Raw genomic sequence first — 16,589 nt, 5'->3', positions numbered from 1 at the left:
AGGTCAGTGCCCGGATGATGGATTTATGAGTGATTTAAGAGGGTCTATGTGAATTCTACAAACAGAACGTTTGTTCTCGCCCTAGTCACTCCAAGAAGCTAAACTTCGGTTTGTGAAAACCTCGGTGTCTGTAACAGCCGGTTCGAGCGACAGCGACGCATTGCCCAATGCCGCCGCGCTGGCGGCGCTGCGCGCCTGGTATGAGGGCATAGACTCCCGCACGGCTGTCGCGCGCTACCTGGGCGAGCGGCGCGTCACGGATGAGTCCTCCCGAGGCCTGCTGGGCCGCCTGCGCCGCCAGGTGGCGGACTTTGCGCGTGGCCGCCATCGCGCTGATCTCGCCGCGCTCTTCGAGCGTGCGCACGCACGCGGCTCCAAACGCGCGATCACCATCGCCCGCGCGCTGGACACGATCGCATCGCTGCCTGTGCCCCAGCCACTGATCGGAGACGACCTCGAACGCTGGCTTCGGCCCCGCTCGGCTGCGGCGCTGCGTGCGGCTGGGATCAAAACGCTCGCCGACCTGACCGTGCGCGTGCCGCGTCGGCGACGTTGGTGGGTCACCGTGCCCGGCCTCGGTGCCACGGGGGCCCGCCAGATCGAGGCGTTCTTTGCCGCCCATCCGGATCTCACGCAACGAGCACGAGCGCTCGTGGCCGCCGCGCCACCGAAAGACCTGTCACCGTGGGAGAACCTCGTCGTGCCCGAGGACGTCGACGGCTCGCGCGGCACCTTGCGCGCACCGCGTTCGGCCTGCGCGATGCGCGCCGACAACGACTACCAGGCCGTGCAAGCCTGGCTGTCGCTGCACGAGTCACCTGCCACACAGCGCAAGTACCGCAAGGAGGCCGAGCGCCTGGTCCTGTGGGCCATCGTCGAGCGCGGCTGCGCGCTGTCGTCGCTGGCCACGGAGGACGCCGTCGCCTATCGGGCGTTCCTGCGCCGCCCCACCCCTCGCTCGCGCTGGGTGGGGCCGCCGCGACCGCGCTCCTCACCCGAGTGGCGACCCTTCGCCGGCGGACTGTCGGCGCGCTCGGCCGCGCACGGGCTGTCAGTGCTCAGCGCCATGTTCCGCTGGCTGATCGAACAACGATACGTTCTCGCGAACCCGTTCTCGGGCATCAAGGTGCGCGGCGTGCAGCCCGCTGGGATGGACACTTCCCGGTCGTTCTCGGACGCCGAGTGGGCGTTGCTGCGCACGGTGGCCGACGGGCTGGAGTGGTCGTACGGCTGGCAGCCGGCCGCCGCGCAGCGGCTGCGCTTCGTGCTGGACTTTGCGTACGCCACCGGGCTGCGAGCCAGCGAACTGGTCCACGCAACCCTCGGCGCCATCGAGGTCGACCACGAAGAGCGCTGGCTGCACGTTGTCGGCAAGGGCCACCGAGCTGGCCGGGTGACGCTGCCGCCGCTGGCACGGTCCGCCCTGGATCGTTACCTCGTGCAGCGGGGCCTGCCAACTACGCCGCAAAAATGGAGTCCAGACATCCCGCTGATAGGCAATATCGGCGGCGAAGCCGGCATCAACCGAGCCCGTCTGTGGGTTGTCATGAAGCGCTTCTTCGCCACTGTCGCCGACATCCTTGTCGAGGACAACCCGACCTTGGCCGCAAAGCTGCGCCGGGCAACCCCGCACTGGATGCGGCACACCCACGCCTCTCACGCGCTACAAGGTGGCGCAGAACTCACCGCCGTACGCGACAACTTGCGGCACTCCTCCATCGCGACCACCTCGATTTACCTGCACAGCGATGAGGTCAAGCGGGCCAGGCAGATGGATGCGGCGTTCGCGGTCCGGTGAGGCGAGGCTCGAATACGCAAGAAATGTAGAGGAAACTAATGCCGGAAAGTCTTTGAAAATCAATGGCCTACGCCATTTTCCGAAGAAACCTTCGCGAATCTCGACCGACCCCTGATCGGGACGACGGAATTTTCGGCGGTTCCGGCGTGGAACCCCAAGTAGGCCTGAATGTCAGTTTTGGAAATCATGCAATCAGTTTGCAAGATGTTCCCGAAACTTCAAGCCATGCCGCCGACATGAGCCAGGCGCCAAAGACTTCCGGCGTGATCTCCCATGCAAAATAACCGGTGCACCCGGATGAACGTGCTGCCTCTTGAATCGCTGAAACCATAAATCACTCCTTCGCGCCAGCATTCGAAATGCTCACTATTTCGTCAGCGCATGAAGTAATTTGCTTGCGACGAGGGATTGGGGTAGACCCAAAGAAAAGCTGGTTAATCGGTTTTGCCAACGTGAGCGGCAGGCACACCAGAAGTACCCGATCGGAATGATACAGCTGCTGGTTGTTGATTTCAAGCTTGCGCCTGGTCAGTCAGGTGGATAGTGGCAAGCGGCTTGCCGGCAGAGATAGGTGGGTAAGAGCTACCCCCCGCGGACTGTTCGAGCCACTTTGCGGTCGTCTCGGTCCACGCCCATCGCGATCAGCGCCGTCTGTCCAGATGGCTGTGCCCCGTGGCGGCGCCAGCCGGTCGCCAAGTTATGGCCAAGACGCTTGGTTTTTGGGCAAGTCGCCCTTTGGATCGAATATCTCGAGCTTGTCCGTCGCAACGATGCTGGAGTTGAAAATCACGAGGTTGTTGCCACCGGCAAGCGCGCTGGAGGGGAAAAGAATGCCCTTGTAGCCCTTGGCGATGCACATGTCCGAAATCACCCAGGTTGGAGGCTCCACGTTGTCATCGAAAACCATGGCGCGCCAGTCGCAAGACAAGTCCTGCCACAGCGGATTCCAGTCCGGAGTGAAGCCCGCCCTGAAGTCGACGACTTTGTCCAGGGTCAACTGGTAAGTTACCAACGTCGCCGGCGGAAGCAGCGCCGCCGCTTGCTGGAACTCCGCGATCGCCGTCTCCGTGTCCAATGCCAAGTAAAGCGCCTCGACGCCAGCACGGTTGAGGCGGCCACCTTGGCGTGCGGCGCCCAGGCCACTGGTGGGGGCCCACGCCCAGCGCGGCACATGCATTCGGTAGCAGACCTGGTCGGTCAATCCGATACTTACCGCGGCGATCATCCGGCCGCGCCGCCGGCGTACGAGTCAATCAGGCGGATCACGTCATCCGCGCGGCCGTCAGCGACCAGCTGCTCAGCAGTCTTGTAGGCGAATGGTGGCAGCGGTTCATTACGAAACCACTGCAGGGCCTTCCCGAGGTCATTGCCAGATGCATTCAGAGCGGCAGCAAGGACGCGTATGTTTTGGCGGAGGTAGCTTTGCACGCTCGCGGCGCCCGGCGCACGGGTTACCGTGTTCCTGTGGACGTGCGCGTGTTGGGCGAATGTCCCAATGTCGAGCTTGAGCATGTCTATGTAGCGCGTGGGAGAAATCAGCGGATCCTGGCCAGGCTCCTTGAGTGCATCAGCAATTGAGAAGGCGGCGGCCTCTGGTGCGCGACGTGCCGCTGGCGCGGGGGTTAGAAATTGAGCTGTTTCCATGTTGTTTCTTTCAATGCATCAATTATGCACTTATTATGCACCTTCAAGGGAAGGAAATTTTAAGGGGTTCTAAGCCCAAACCGGGGTGATCTCGGTTTCGGTGCAAATCGTAGCGCTTTGAGCATAGGGTAAACCCTTGTAAATCGGTCTGAGGTGCTCACAAGAGTCCGAAGCCGCATGCCGGGGTTCTAAGCCCAAACCGGCGGAATTTGTCCAGATCATCAAAATCGGCGGCTACTCCCAGTCGATCCCCGCCAAAATGCTCTCCAAGTCAATCGGATTGTGCTTGCCGCGGAATGCGTAATGCCCAAGGAAATGCAGGTGCTGCCAAGCCGCTGGCGAGATTCGCCTGAGCAAGTCCAGTGCCTTGTCGTTGCCAGTGGCAAGATACTTGGTCAACAGCCCAGACAGCAACATGGAGTTGTAGGCAATCACGACATTTACAATCAAGCGACCACAGTGGTTGCTGACAGCCACATCCAGGTCTGTGCGCCCTGTCAACTCCTTCTTGCCGTTCACCTGGGCAATGGTGGAGCGTAACTGGTGGTAGGACTCTATGCGGTTTTCCGAGCGGTGGACATCCCGCTGCAATTTTGGGTCACGCAGGTAGCGAAGGGTGTAGATGCTGCGGATCAGTTTGTCATATTCAAAGATGGCCTTGCGCGTACGGTGATGCCCGGACAGGGTGCAGATCTTGCGCATCAGCACGCTTTGGCTCATCTCCTTGAGTCCCAGCGTGGCGGCAATCTGGTCCATGTTGGCCTTCTCGGAGGTAATCAGGTTGCGGTCAATTTGACCCACAGGCTTGATCAAGAAATCGGCGTACCCTTCCTGGCCAGGGCCACAATAGAGGTGCTTTAACTGCGCATGCAAATTGGTGAAACGTGGCGCCAGGTTCATGCCGAACCAGTGCAGGATCGCAAAGTTGGCCATGTTGATGCTGTGCATATCGCCGGTGATCGTGGTCGGTACAATGTCAGACGTGTTGTTGTAGCAGATGTCAAAAACCCAGTAGCTCTCGTGCTGGTTTGCGCCCAACAGCTCGGTTTGCAAAGCCACATGGTTTGCCAGAAATGTGAAAGCGACAACACCCCTATCCTTGCCGAAGTACTTGCGCGAATGGCGCGCCTTGAGTGTCGGGCTGGCGGCGGCAAACTTTTGCCCGTCAACGCTACCGTAGAGCACATCCATGTCAATGGAGTAGTACGGAAAAATCGGCAGCTTGGCAATGAAATTACTGATCAAATCGTTCGCGGCGATCAGTGTTGCCGGACGCAGGTGCTGCTGATGCGTGGCTTCCAGGACGTAATACGGGATATCGCAGGTCTCGGCCATTTTGAAGTTGCCGTGGTTCATGGCCTGGGCAATAACCACCGCCATCAAGCTGTCTTCGTCGGCGATTTTCTTTGCGTAGCGTGGCTGCAAAGGCGTCATCGCTGACAGGAAGTGGCACCGTTCATTCACAAACCGAAAAACATCGGCAACGTCGCGGGCCTGGAGCTTGCCGTAGAAGCCCAGTTGCAGCAGCTTGTCCTTGTCGGCCTTGGGACGGTGCCAGATCAGCGTTTTTTTATCGGGGTCGAACTCCAGGTGCTTGAGCTTGCCGCCGCGCAGTTCCTCATCGAACGCTCGCCACTGCGGATCGAGTTCGGTGAACAGGGCATCGAGCGCCACGTCAACCGGCTGATGCAGCCAGGGGATGTTCAACGCCTTCAGGGCTTCCGCCTTGCGCTCCATGGACACCAGGTCATCCGCAAAGCGCCGGTGCTGCACGCTGTCGTCAAGGTAAATGTCGCCAATATCGAGGCGTTTACGCAGTTGCCGGTAAACCCAGAATTCATACCGGTCGCCACGCAGGCCAACGGGCTTGCCATCCTGGTCGAAGCTCAGCAAAAAGTGGCGCAGGCGTTTGGGTAGCGTGCGTGGTGGAATTTCTGACAGTGGCTGTTTGGCAAGTGATTGCTGGCGGGCAAAGACCTCCTTCATCCATTGCAGCGTGGCCAGCCAGACTTTGCCACTGGCACTGCTACTGGCGAATTCCAAGGCCATGGCCAGCGGGCGCAATTTTTCGTGCAAAGCCCACTTTGCTTGTCCACGGCTTGCCAGCGAAATCCATCTGGCTGACAGGCTTTTCCGTCAGGAGCTTGCCCGTCGAGCGTAGTGTTGCTTCGGGCATGATGCGAAATGCCCGATGGCGCACGTTGCCGAAAGGGGTTACGTCGGTCAGCGTGTCGTCCACATACAGCAAGAGCAATTCTCCCACCCTGGGCGTAGCTTGCTGACGTTCGTTGTGAATTTTTGCGGCCTGCGTGGTAGCAACTGCCTTGGTGTCGTCTTCGAGATGGCGTGTGTGGTAGCCGAAGGCTTCCACCACATTGTCGGTTAGCTGGCGGTAGCGCTGCCATGCGTAACACAGCAAATACAGGTTGGTCTGGCCGGGTTTGAATCGCCGTAAATCGTAGATGGTGTAAAAGTTGGCCAAGCTGGCGTAGTAGGCGATGTTGAGTTGCGAGATGTCAAGGCTTGGCAGTAGGGCCTTGGCAATGACATACAAGGGAGCCAGCGTGAGGCGCTTTTGACGCTCCAGACCCATCTGGCGGTAGCGAAAGCTTTTGGCGTCTTGTTTGAGGGCGGCCAAATCGGACAATGTGCTCTCATGCGCCAGCAATTGTTGCAGCGTTTCGCGTGCCACGTCGGTCAAGGCCGCTTCTACCAATTGCTCCAGGCGCTCACGCTCGGCGGTGAGCGCGTCTCGGATGACGGTTTGCAGCGTCGAGTAGCCTGGTCGCACGATGCGCTGGCCAATCAAAAACACCATCAATTCTGCCAGCAAGAAAGTGGGGGTCACGTCTGTCTTGGCCAGCAGTGCTGCTTTGTTGCGCAATGTCGGTAGATCATTGTCCGTCCACAAGCGATAGCCGAACAAAGCGACAATGCCTCTGCGCTGCGCGTAATATTCCTTGGTACTCAATCGTTTGCCCAGGGAAATACCGTTGCAGCAGAAACGCAACATCTTCTGCGGGCACCTCGTCCAAAGTGAACTGAAAAAATGCCTGCTTGGCTTTGAAGTAGCCAACTTGCAGCAGGCAATACACCTGTATCAAGGTGCCCCTACGCTGCAAAGCGAAGGAGCGCTCAGCATCGGTCATGGCAAAAAATTCGACTCGCTGGAAATCGTCAAAATTTGGAACGCCATAGAGCGCTGTCTTCTCCGCCTCTGAGAGAATCGTCAGTCGTTCGTTGCTGTCACCGCGCATGGTCATTCATCTTCAGGTGTCGATGCCATGTGCACCGGACCATCCGATACGAGCCAAAGTCTCACTCAGCATGGTGCGTTTGACGGTAAAGTGTGCGACGCTCGGCAGCCTTGGACATGCCGCAGTTCAGTGCGGCAATGATGGCGTCCCGTTTCTCGCCTACGATGGCCGCCGGCCGGCCACCGATTCGGCTACGCCGCTTGGCGACGGCGAGACCGGCAATGACCCACTCCTGGATCAAGGCCAGTTCGTACTGCGCCAATGCGCCGAACACATGGAACAGTAGCTCGCCCGATGCCGTAGTGGTGTCCATGCCTTCGGTGAGCGAGCGGAAGGTGACCTGCCTGTCCTTCAGCGTGGTGACGTCGAATTCCAGCGCCGTGTCCCGCTGATTGGTGTCTGGCGTACGGCTCGATCGGAGCAACGACGTGGCCTCACTCTTCATGGCAAGCTGGATTTGATCCGCCGGATGCCGGCAGGGGACCAGCGCCTGGGCCTTCAGCTTGAAAATTCCTATGAGCCGCCAGACGCAGTTCAATGTCAGATTCGGTGTCGGGACACATGACATTCCAAGACTTCAGGTACCATGTGCTGGAGACGACGTACCAGCAGTACCTGCGCCTGGCTACGCTGCAGGAGGCCAACGACCGCATCAGCAACGCCATCGCCGAGCTGCCCATCTTCGAGTGTTACTCGTTCGAACTGGAGACGCTGTACGGCAGCGTCGATGGCCAGAAGTTCAGCGTCGAGAGGCCGACCGTCAAGGCTCGCTACTCAAGCAAGTATTTCGGCTGCGGCAAGGGCGTCGTCGCCTACACGCTGCTGTGCAACCATGTGCCGCTGCAGGGCTGGTTGATCGGCGCGCATGAGTACGAGGCGCACCACGTTTTCGATATCTGGTACCGCAATACGAGCGACATCGTGCCGACCGCGATCACCGGCGACATGCACAGCGTCAACAAGGCCAACTTCGCCATCCTGCACTGGTTCGGGCGGCGCTTCGAACCCCGCTTCACAGATCTCGAGGCCGAACTCGACGAGATTTTCTGCGCCGACGACCCGGCGCAATACGAGTAATTCCTGCTGCGTCCGGCCGGACAGATCGACCTGCAAGCGATCATCGACGAGAAGGCCAACATCGACCGCATCGTTGCGACGCTCGGCCTGAAGGAGATGACCCAGGGCACCTTGATCCGCAAGCTATGCAACTACACGCAGGCAAATCCGACGCGCCGGGCGATCTTCGAATTCGATCGGCTCATCCGTAGTACCTACACCCTGCGCTATCTGCGCGACCCACAATTGCAGCGCAACGTCCACCGCTCCCAAAACCGCATCGAGTCCTATCACCAACTGCGCGCAGCCATCGCTCAGGTCGGTGGCAAGAAGGAACTCACCGGCCGCACCGATCTCGAACTCGAGATCAGCAACCAGTGCGCGCGGCTGATCGCCAACGCGATCATCTACTACAACTCGGCGATTCTGTCAGGGCTGCTCGTGAAGTACGCGGCCAGCGGCAACGAGAAGGCCCTCGCGCTGATCAAGGCGACGTCGCCGGTGGCCTGGCGACACATTCACCTGAACGGCCACTACACCTTCTGCGGCGGCCAGGCGATCGATCTCGATGCGATCATCGCCGCACTCCAGCTAACCTGACGGAATTCTCGGTGGTACAGCGTGTTACACCCAGCGCTGATCATGACCAGCACGTCGCCGGAGCATCGGGAAAAGCTGGCGCAGTTGCCGCTAAAATCCTGCCGATCCAGATCAACCAAGGCGTGCGACAGAGATGGCGCCGAATCCCTCACCAATGAGTCCTTCGAATCCTACCGGCCCCGGCGCTGCGACTGACAAGGAAGTGCAGTCGCTGCTTGTGCGTTACAAGTGTCCGACGCCATTTCATGTCGTTCGCACACTCTTTATGGGTGATATCGCCAGCCCGCGCCTGCACGCGTCTCCCCTGGGCGCGCTCGCGCAGATATGGGGCGGTGAGATGCCCGTGTTCGCCTCTCAAGAAGATGTCGAGGAGGTGACTGGGACTCTCGTACAGGGCCTATGGAATCGGCTTGCCGACCACCAGAACTCGCGCGATCCGTTTCGTTTGACTCGGTTCGAAGTGCTGCCGACGCGGCAGGCGCTGCACAATCTGGCCTTATTGCGCGCTCAGGAGCTCGAGGGATTTGCTGATGGGCTATTTGGGTCCGAGGACGAAATGATGCTACCCCAGAAGGCGCACGACGCGCTGCAGGCCTTGGCCGAGTTGTACTCGGTGTTTGGCGGCACCGCCGAGCTTCTTGCCGACGAAGAAAAGCCGGCCCCGGTAGACGAACTCAAAGCGCTGCTGCGCAATCTTCAGCAGCTAACCATCGTGGCTGACGAATTGATCAACAAGGCGGTGCAGTCATGCAAGCGATCCCGCAGCCAGCAGCTAGAATCCATGGGCACTGTGTCGTCGAGGAGAGCCATGTCATCTGCACGAAAAAACCCTGCGGAATCAGACGTGCCTGACTTCGATGACAGCCAGGAGCCGGAGATCATCGAATCCCCGCTGAGCAAGAACGTAACGCGCAATGGCGTATCTGTCCGCGTCGAAATCTACGGGGACTCGGATGGCGGATGGATTCTCGAGGTCGTCGACGCAGAAAATGCGTCACACGTGTGGGACGCTCGGTTCGAGACCGATCAGCAAGCCTTGGCAGAAGCGCTTCGCGCACTCGAAGAAGAGACACTTGAATTCTGGGGCGCCGCTGCAGATCGCCCCATGAGCTGAGACTCGAAGGGCACGCGAGGCGCTTTCACACCTCCTGGTGCCGCGTTCGTCGCGCCATAGCGGCGATCCCGGGCTTCGTACCTTGGACTTCCGCCAGCCGGAATTTTCTGGGGTTTGGGCTTACAACCCCATTTACCGATACCGACCGATGGTGAGTTGGACAAATGGCAGCATTGTCCCTGTTCCTATTCGCAGTGGGGGGTAGCCGAATCTTTTGAGCTTGACCATTGCTGTAGCATGTGGTCCTCTTTATCGCTGGACAGAACAATGAACCTAGCCGCTGCATTCAAGAGTGAAATAGCGAGAGTCGCTCGCAAAGAGTCCCGGGGGGAAACTCAGTCCCTTAAAAAGGCCTCTTCGCAGCACCGAACCGACATCGCCGCTCTTAAAAGGAGAATGGTCGAGTTAGAACGGCTTGTTGCCAGGCTGAGTAAACACCAAGCCAAAGCAATGCCTCCGCGTGAGCTTGCTGAAAAACCTACGTCTGCGCTTCGTTTTAGCGCGACTGGCCTGGCTGCACAGCAACAGCGATTAGGTCTTTCTGATAGGGAAGTCGGATCTCTATTGGGCGTGTCGGATCAGTCAGTGCGAAAATGGAAAAATGGCCAGGCGTATCCACGTGCCTCACAACTGCCAGGAATCGCAAGCCTGCGGAGAATGGGAAAAAGGGAAGCAGCGGCCGCCCTGGCTGAGATCTCAAATACCAACTGACGCTGTTCTGCTTGCACAGCGTGTCTGTGCGTCCAAGGGAGGCATCATGCAAAAGTTGCTGCTCGCTATTCTGCCGCCGCTGGATGCTGGACAAGACACGTGCAGCGCGCCAATAATTGCAGAAATGAAAAGTGCAATTCATTTCTCAGTCGGTTTCCCGCAGCGTTTACGGGAGTTGAGGGATCTGAGCTGGTTATCTCGTGCAGAATTTCTCGCGAAACACAGCTTGGGGAGCTTCGCCCTTTGGATGCTGGAAAATGGGTTCAGGGCACCGAATTGGGGTCAGCTGGAATCCATGCATAAGGCCGGATTGGATATCACGTATCTTCTCCACCCTCCCGTGGCTGAAGACAAGACTTCTACCTACGATCCCCGCCAAATGGGACGTTGCGCCATAGTTGTTTCACAGGCGCTCAATTTTCATCACCTCAGGCCATCGTCTGCGTGCTATTGGCGCCTTGTTCGCCTTCTCTACACGGAGGCTGTCAATGATGCGCAGCTCAAACAAAACTGTGGCGCTGGCTGAGTCTCTCAAGTCGTTTAAATTTGGAGCCTAGAGGGTGTCCGGCGGTTTTCGGCGGATTTGCGCAACAGGCTGTAGGGCGCATGAGTGCTGGAGTTGCGTTAGTGTGTTGACACTTTCATTTCGTCGGACGACAGAGGAGTTCAGAAATGTGGAAGTTTATTGAAGTAACGGTTCTGATCGATTCGCTGGATGCCCTTGTCAATCCCAGATCTGCACTACTGCGAGCGGACCAGATCACTTCTGTCGTGGACGTTTCAGGCGCTGGATACGCTGATGGCGCCACCACCTCGATTACGACCACAGAGCCCAACGATTCCGTCAATAGCGACGATGAAGCGGGCGGCGTGGTTCGTTCTGTAAGGCAGCTATTCGTAAAAGATTCCTTCCAGACCGTTCGCTCCATGCTTGCCGAGGCTCTCGGAGAGTCTGGATCGAGCTAAGTAGCCGGGGTAGTAACTGGAAGGCTATCTCACCCTCCGCTTTGCACCTTTATGCTCACGCAGCCTGTTGTAGTCCAACGGCGCGGACGCGCCACGTTCCAACTCTACCTACTACCTCGCTGGAGATGGCGCGCCCACAGCTTTTCGCAATCGGTCGTAGTCGAGCGCTGCAGACGCGCCTCTCACCAGGGCGACATCCCTGTAGCACTCAAATATCGCGTAGTTCCTGCCATTGCTGCCGTTCTGCTGCGTCTCGTAGGTCACCCCAACAATCGGCATCGCCGGGTTGGGGTTTTTCTCCAGAAATTCATACACGGCCAGCGACAACTCCCGCCATTTCTCAAAGCTCACCAGCGGGCCCTTGAGCACGATGCCAAAGATGTCGGGGATGTGATCGCCTTCGAGGTCCACGAACGCCACGGGCGCAAGCGTTCTGTGGGTTGCCACCATCAGCGGAGGCGGCATTTCGCCATTTGCGTTCGATCTATCTGGAACGACGTCAAATTCCTCGTTGCCGTCCGAATTCTTGCTGAAGGCCACCACGCGGGTTTCGAACGCGGCCGTGATCACGGCGTCGGCCAGGTACAGAACGCTGAACCGGTCGCGCAGGCCCTCGGGCGGGTCGACCCGTCCGTTGCGATTTTCCTGCGGCGCGGCGTTCCAGTCCCCGTCTGGATAGCGCCAGAGACGCTCGAGCTCGGTGTCCTTGCCGAGTCCATGGAAGGGCAGGAGCTTTCCGGCGACTTCCAGTTCGCCCTTGAAAACGGGGATGTTCATTGGAGGCGCACGCGCGACAGCTCTTCGGCCACCACATCGAGGATGGCCGCGGCCCGCTCGTCGGGCTTCAGACCCTCATAAGCCGGCGGCATCCCACCCACCAGCATTTCGATGGGGGTTAGGCCGCCAAATATCCTCTGCGGTGTCCTCAGGAAGCTCCAGAGCAGCGTGGTGTTGACATCGGCGTCCCTGTAGGCTTTGATCACCCTCACCAGCAGCCGATGGTTCAGCTTCTGGTTGAGCTGGAAGGCCGGGAAAAGCCGGCCACTCTTGCGGTACGGCTCCAGGACAGCAAACAGTTCTCCAGCCGTTTCGCGCTGGTAGATCACGGGGAGGGTGAGCTTCATCCGGTCGGCCATTTCCTGCGCGGTCAGCACCTGGTAGAGCTCGTCAGCCGCTGCGTCGGCGCTCGGGGCCTTCGCCTTCAGTTGCTCGACGACTTTGTTGATCTGCTCCGGCGCCAGGCCGCGCAGCGCGCTCAGGGCGGCGCCGACCCAGGCACCTTCCTCGCGCATCGCCTCGGCGGTGGGAAACCCCATCAGCTCGATGTGGGCCAGGCGAATATTGCTCAAGATGTCCACAGCGGCTCCGCCGGCGGCGCCGGCACCGACGATCTTGCCGAAATCGACCGCGCGGACCCTGTTCATGTCGACGCCGGCGGCGGCGAGGTTGCGCCCGCTGGCCAGCACCAAAAATATGCGTTCCTCGACGCTTGCCCTGGCGGCGGCGGCTGTCGGCTGAGGGCCGGTCCGAGTCCAAGCGCCTGCGCTGGTGCTCGGCTTGGCCGGCGCCTCGGCGTGCTGGAAATCTCTGGGCATGTTGCTGCTCCTTTTACGCAGTTCCTGATGAACACAGCATATGGGAGGGGCGTCGCTATAGTCAATAGCGAGAATCAACATTTACAAGAAACTAAAGGTAATTAATTGCTGCATCAGGCTAACTATCATTGACATGATGCTAAATTAAACCATAATGAACCCATGGTTTTGGAAAGTTTGACCCGGATCGGGCCTTGTGTGTGGCTAAGTCCTTGATCCAAAACCGATTTTTTGCGTCACTTAACTTTGAATTTTTGCAGCTCACCGTCAAATCCCGCAAACGAACGGCCGTGTCGCGCGCTGCTGGCTGGGCGCATTCGCCGCCGATCTGCATGGCCTGGCCTCAGGCAACACAACTTCCGACCGGCGCGCAAGCTCCACCGGACAACCCCTTGAGCGAAATGAGCCAGCCATTGAATCCCTGCGCCAGTGCGCTGCCAACACCGACCGGCGCGCCGCCGCCGTTGACTTTGGCGGGCGCGCTCGATCGCCTTGAAAACGGCGTACCCATGGCGCCGTCCGAGCATTTCCCGGACGCGGTCAACGCCCGCTTGGCGAGTGCCGGACAGACGGCCGCGCGCCAGTGCGCCAAGGTGCCGCCGGCGGCCAGCCGCCGCGTGCTGGACCTGCTCGACGTCGCCGTGAAAGCGCCCACCACGGCCCAGCGGGTGGCCCTGGCACCGGCGCGCCGCCGACGCGCTGGCCAGCGCCTTCGCGCCGAATGCGGCCTGCCGCGTCGGCTGCAGCCACTGCTGCCACATCCCCGTGAAGATCAGTGCGGTGGAAGCGCGCGCGTTGGGCCGCGCGATTGGCCGCGCCCCGGTGCCGCTGGCCGCGCATGTGCCCGTCGCCGTCGCCGGCTACAGCACGCCCTGCCCTTTCCTGGCCGGCGGGCGCTGCAGCGTCTATGCGCACCGCCCGGCCGTCTGCCGCAGCCACCTCAACATGGACGAGGACGCGCTGCTCTGCCAGCTGCTGCCCTCCGGCCACGAGGTGCCAGTGCCCTATGTCGACACGCGGGCGCTGCTGGCGGTGTCCGTGCTGATCGCCGGCGAGGCGATGGACGCGGCCGACCTGCGCCAGTGGTTTCCCGCGCCCGCAGGCTCAGGGCCAGCCGCAAGCAACTCTGCCACCCCCGAAAAACAAGGATGAACTGAAATGCCAGACACCCATTACCCGTTCCGTCGCAGACAGGAGCCAGCCAGGGCCATCCATGACGCCTTCCAGCTCGAGGCGAACAAACGCAAGGGGCGCCAGGTCGACGAATGGATCAAGGCTGAGCTCCAGGCCGTCTTTGTGGCCGCGCATCTGGCCGCTGACTGCCAGGGGCTGCGCAAGCTGACCATGGAGGAAATCCAGAGCGCCGAACGCTATGCGCGCGGCTCGGTGGACTACGGCTCGACGTGGCCCTACACGGTGGTGGACGGGATGCGCCGCCCAGCCGCGAGGCGCCATGCATGACGGAATGGACAACTCCACTGGAAACCTTGCTGCTGGACGGCCCGGTTACCCTTGGCCACCCTGCCCCTGCCGCCAAAAAACGCGGCCGGCCCGTCGGCTGGCGCATGCCCACGTTGGCAAACCTGAAGCAGCTCACGCTGGAGGATTTTTCATTTGTGCGCGGAGTCATGAGCGGCATGAAGCCGGCCGTGGCCTTCAGGCAGTTTTACGCGAACCGCCACTTCGACGCCGACGGCAACCCGGTCATTCCGCACGGCGCGGAGATCAACAGCCATGCTGAGAAGCTTCAGCAGGCGATCTTCGCGGCCGCGCGGTCCTCCGACAAGCCCGAGGCCCGGGCGGCCGCGCTGGCCCTGGAGCGCCCCACCCCCGAGCCCGCAGCCGCACCGGCCGCGGTCGCCCAGGCCCACATGGACTACACGCAGTGGGCCGAGTCGCAGCCCGAGGACATGTATTCGGAAAACGAGATGGTCGAGCTGTACAAGGACTACCTCGCTGAGCAAGGCGTGGACGCCGGCACCGCCGCCCACCAGGGAGTAGCGGACCAATCCCTGAGTGTCGGCGCCAAGGTCAAAGCCATCAATGCGTTGCAGACGCAACTGGCCAACCTGCCCCTGCCCGAGCAGGAGACGAATCTGTGGCTGGCCCCCTCGCTGGTGAAGGCCTTCGCGCGCCGCAAGGTGACGACCATGGCGGGCGTCGTGCAGGCGATCTCGGTGGCCGGTCGGCACTGGCACCGCACTATCAAAGGCCTGGGCCCGGGCCGCGCGGCGCGCGTCGAGGGATGGCTCGATGACCATGCGGACACGCTGGGCCATCTGCAGCGCCGCGGCCAGCACTGGGAAGTCGCCCCGCCGCTGGCGAAGGCCATCCTGCCTCTGCAGCGCCCGCCCGCCGCCGCCCTGCTCTCCTACACCCCGGGCTCGGACACCGCATCCGTGCACTCGGCCACTCTGGTGCTGCGTTCCGGGATTGCACCGCTGGAGCTGATGCTGATCCCCCCTGCCCTGGATGGCCAGGACGGCATGTTCCGGACGCAGACACCGAATCACCTGGGCGCGAGGACCGACATCGAAGCCGTCGGCGCCTGGCTCAACAGCTACCTGGCTGCGGGCAAGCAGCGGACCTATGACGCCTACCGGCGCGAGGTCGAGCGCTTCTACATCTGGGCCGTGCTGGAAGCCAAGTGCGCCCTGTCCTCAATCACCTTGGGCCTTGCTCAGCAGTACCAGGCATTCCTGCAGGCGGTTCCTGACCGCTACATCGGCACGGCGCGGGTCACGCGCCACGATCCGCGCTGGCGCCCATGGCGCGGTCAGATCGAAACGTCCAGCCAGAACTACGCGCTCGGCGTGCTGTACCAGATGTACCGCGTCCTCCACGAAAACGCCTATGTGACAGGGAATCCGTTTGCGAGCATCCAGTACGATGCCGGCGGGATGAAGCGCCACGCCATGGACGTGACGCGCAGCCTGCACACCGATGACCTCTATCTCGTGCGTGAAGCGCTGGCCGCCCTCCCCGGCCTGAGGTCTGGCACCCTGCGTAAGGCCGCCCTCGCCCGCCGAACCCGCCTGATCCTGCACGTCGCCCTGACCACCGGCATGCGCCTGGCCGAGATTGCATCCGCCAACCTGAGCAGCCTGGGCCACCCCGTTGTTGACGGGCGCCCCGCCGATGATTGGGTAATTACGGTATTAGGAAAGGGCCAGAAGCTGCGTGATGTGCCTATTAGTGAGAAGCTGCTCAGCATGATTCTGGAGCACCATGCGGACTGGCGTACCCTGATGAAAGGCGACGAGGCGCGCATCGCTGCATTCGACCTCTGCCCTCCCCTCGTCGCCGTGCTGGAGGCGCCGGTGCGGGATGGTGGCCGCGCCGTCACGGATCAGACCCAGCTGAAGAACGATAACTCGGCGCTGAGTGCGAACGCGTTGTACCGGACCTTGAAGACGTTTTTTAGGCAAATGGCCAGGAAGGAGCGGGACGAAAAACTCAAGGCCCGCATCCTCAAGTTCAGCACGCATTGGCTGCGCCACACCTTTGCCCACGAGGTCTTGCGCGAGAACGACGGCGACGAAGGACTCAAGCTTGCACAGCAGCTGCTCGGCCACGCATCGATCAACACTACCGCCGAATACGTGCGACAAGATCTCTCCGCCAAAGTCAAGGCTGCGCGCAAGGTCAACCCGCTCGGCTAGGAATAGGAACCAGCGGATTTGGGGCCACTTCCCATGCACTCACACAATGTTGGTCAACACACACGAGGAAGCAGAGGATCAGATCACCCTGTTTGAGTTTTAAGCCGTTTCCCCGAGCCCACCCACCAGGCGTGCTCGGGGGTCCTTTCGTCCAAAAACTACTTTGGTCTCAAAAGTTCAACTGGT

Annotated in this window: 14 protein-coding genes and 3 pseudogenes; 9 read left to right on the top strand and 8 right to left on the bottom strand. The window is 60.6% G+C overall.

What is annotated here, in order from left to right:
• Nucleotides 1–112: 112 nt before the first annotated feature.
• Entirely contained in the window at nucleotides 113–1,798 is a 1,686-nt protein-coding gene (locus BPRO_RS27645; protein ID WP_041390735.1) for a phage integrase family protein, read from the top strand.
• 62 nt (nucleotides 1,799–1,860) lie between these two features.
• Complete coding sequence (locus BPRO_RS27640; protein ID WP_041390733.1) at nucleotides 1,861–2,082, top strand: hypothetical protein; 222 nt, start codon at nucleotides 1,861–1,863, stop codon at nucleotides 2,080–2,082.
• Nucleotides 2,083–2,495: 413 nt separating this feature from the next.
• Here the strand turns inward: BPRO_RS27640 and BPRO_RS27635 are convergent, their stop codons facing one another.
• The 5 genes and pseudogenes from BPRO_RS27635 to BPRO_RS30690 all read right to left on the bottom strand — a co-directional run.
• The gene (locus BPRO_RS27635; RefSeq protein ID WP_369794729.1) at nucleotides 2,496–2,999 is read right to left on the bottom strand and encodes an RES family NAD+ phosphorylase; all 504 of its coding nucleotides are present in this window, start codon (nucleotides 2,997–2,999) and stop codon (nucleotides 2,496–2,498) included.
• Nucleotides 3,000–3,019: 20 nt separating this feature from the next.
• Nucleotides 3,020–3,442 carry a hypothetical protein gene (locus BPRO_RS27630; protein ID WP_011486356.1) on the bottom strand — a complete coding sequence of 141 codons (423 nt, stop codon included), beginning with the start codon at nucleotides 3,440–3,442 and terminating at the stop codon, nucleotides 3,020–3,022.
• A 234-nt stretch (nucleotides 3,443–3,676) separates the two neighbouring features.
• A complete protein-coding gene (locus tag BPRO_RS30700) occupies nucleotides 3,677–5,485 on the bottom strand; it encodes a Tn3 family transposase (protein ID WP_232291616.1) in 1,809 nt (602 codons plus the stop codon).
• A pseudogene (locus BPRO_RS30695) lies at nucleotides 5,469–6,699 on the bottom strand (DUF4158 domain-containing protein). The gene BPRO_RS30700 and the pseudogene BPRO_RS30695 overlap by 17 nt, the downstream one beginning before the upstream one ends.
• Nucleotides 6,700–6,711: 12 nt before the next feature.
• Nucleotides 6,712–7,063, bottom strand: a pseudogene (locus BPRO_RS30690) (recombinase family protein); the annotation flags it as partial.
• Between the two features lie 209 nt (nucleotides 7,064–7,272).
• Between BPRO_RS30690 and BPRO_RS27615 the strand changes: the two are divergent.
• The 4 genes and pseudogenes from BPRO_RS27615 to BPRO_RS27595 all read left to right on the top strand — a co-directional run.
• Nucleotides 7,273–8,355 (top strand): annotated as a pseudogene (locus tag BPRO_RS27615) (Tn3 family transposase); the annotation flags it as partial.
• A 265-nt stretch (nucleotides 8,356–8,620) separates the two neighbouring features.
• Nucleotides 8,621–9,469 (top strand): hypothetical protein, encoded by an 849-nt coding sequence (locus BPRO_RS30685; RefSeq protein ID WP_232291615.1) that lies wholly within the window; start codon nucleotides 8,621–8,623, stop codon nucleotides 9,467–9,469.
• Between the two features lie 757 nt (nucleotides 9,470–10,226).
• Nucleotides 10,227–10,706, top strand: a complete 480-nt coding sequence (locus BPRO_RS27600; RefSeq protein ID WP_081430612.1) for a hypothetical protein — start codon at nucleotides 10,227–10,229, stop codon at nucleotides 10,704–10,706.
• Between the two features lie 146 nt (nucleotides 10,707–10,852).
• Nucleotides 10,853–11,146, top strand: a complete 294-nt coding sequence (locus tag BPRO_RS27595; protein ID WP_011486352.1) for a hypothetical protein — start codon at nucleotides 10,853–10,855, stop codon at nucleotides 11,144–11,146.
• Nucleotides 11,147–11,257: 111 nt separating this feature from the next.
• Here BPRO_RS27595 and BPRO_RS27590 read toward each other — a convergent pair whose 3' ends face one another.
• The 3 genes from BPRO_RS27590 to BPRO_RS30040 all read right to left on the bottom strand — a co-directional run bounded on the left by BPRO_RS27590 (nucleotide 11,258) and on the right by BPRO_RS30040 (nucleotide 13,399).
• On the bottom strand, nucleotides 11,258–11,923 hold the full coding sequence (locus BPRO_RS27590; protein ID WP_011486351.1) for a hypothetical protein: 666 nt from the start codon (nucleotides 11,921–11,923) through the stop codon (nucleotides 11,258–11,260).
• Nucleotides 11,920–12,741, bottom strand: coding sequence for a hypothetical protein (locus BPRO_RS27585; protein ID WP_011486350.1), 822 nt, complete (start codon nucleotides 12,739–12,741; stop codon nucleotides 11,920–11,922). The genes BPRO_RS27590 and BPRO_RS27585 overlap by 4 nt, the downstream gene beginning before the upstream one ends.
• A gap of 343 nt (nucleotides 12,742–13,084) precedes the next feature.
• Complete coding sequence (locus BPRO_RS30040) at nucleotides 13,085–13,399, bottom strand: hypothetical protein (protein ID WP_198141064.1); 315 nt, start codon at nucleotides 13,397–13,399, stop codon at nucleotides 13,085–13,087.
• Nucleotides 13,400–13,506: 107 nt separating this feature from the next.
• On the opposite strand from BPRO_RS30040, the gene BPRO_RS28290 reads away from it, so the two are divergent.
• Genes BPRO_RS28290 through BPRO_RS27565 form a run of 3 tightly spaced genes read left to right on the top strand, consistent with a single transcriptional unit; the run spans nucleotide 13,507 to nucleotide 16,403 of the window.
• Complete coding sequence (locus BPRO_RS28290) at nucleotides 13,507–13,893, top strand: YkgJ family cysteine cluster protein (RefSeq protein ID WP_049764309.1); 387 nt, start codon at nucleotides 13,507–13,509, stop codon at nucleotides 13,891–13,893.
• Between the two features lie 6 nt (nucleotides 13,894–13,899).
• Nucleotides 13,900–14,202: a hypothetical protein gene (locus BPRO_RS27570; protein WP_011486349.1), complete on the top strand. Its 303-nt coding sequence runs from the start codon at nucleotides 13,900–13,902 to the stop codon at nucleotides 14,200–14,202.
• Nucleotides 14,199–16,403 (top strand): site-specific integrase, encoded by a 2,205-nt coding sequence (locus tag BPRO_RS27565; RefSeq protein ID WP_011486348.1) that lies wholly within the window; start codon nucleotides 14,199–14,201, stop codon nucleotides 16,401–16,403. The genes BPRO_RS27570 and BPRO_RS27565 overlap by 4 nt, the downstream gene beginning before the upstream one ends.
• The last annotated feature ends 186 nt before the right edge of the window (nucleotides 16,404–16,589 follow it).

Origin of the sequence: Polaromonas sp. JS666 (assembly GCF_000013865.1) — a bacterium.
GTDB lineage: Bacteria > Pseudomonadota > Gammaproteobacteria > Burkholderiales > Burkholderiaceae_C > Polaromonas.
This window is presented reverse-complemented; position numbering and strand designations above follow the sequence as displayed.

What these genes read in the sequence shown, in the direction of transcription:
- BPRO_RS27640 (WP_041390733.1), top strand. Translation starts at nt 1,861, where the DNA reads ATGGCCTACGCCATTTTCCGAAGAAACCTTCGCGAATCTCGACCGACC.
- BPRO_RS27630 (WP_011486356.1), bottom strand. Translation starts at nt 3,442, where the DNA reads ATGGAAACAGCTCAATTTCTAACCCCCGCGCCAGCGGCACGTCGCGCA.
- BPRO_RS30685 (WP_232291615.1), top strand. Translation starts at nt 8,621, where the DNA reads ATGGGTGATATCGCCAGCCCGCGCCTGCACGCGTCTCCCCTGGGCGCG.
- BPRO_RS27600 (WP_081430612.1), top strand. Translation starts at nt 10,227, where the DNA reads ATGCAAAAGTTGCTGCTCGCTATTCTGCCGCCGCTGGATGCTGGACAA.
- BPRO_RS27595 (WP_011486352.1), top strand. Translation starts at nt 10,853, where the DNA reads ATGTGGAAGTTTATTGAAGTAACGGTTCTGATCGATTCGCTGGATGCC.
- BPRO_RS27590 (WP_011486351.1), bottom strand. Translation starts at nt 11,923, where the DNA reads ATGAACATCCCCGTTTTCAAGGGCGAACTGGAAGTCGCCGGAAAGCTC.
- BPRO_RS27585 (WP_011486350.1), bottom strand. Translation starts at nt 12,741, where the DNA reads ATGCCCAGAGATTTCCAGCACGCCGAGGCGCCGGCCAAGCCGAGCACC.
- BPRO_RS27570 (WP_011486349.1), top strand. Translation starts at nt 13,900, where the DNA reads ATGCCAGACACCCATTACCCGTTCCGTCGCAGACAGGAGCCAGCCAGG.
- BPRO_RS27565 (WP_011486348.1), top strand. Translation starts at nt 14,199, where the DNA reads ATGACGGAATGGACAACTCCACTGGAAACCTTGCTGCTGGACGGCCCG.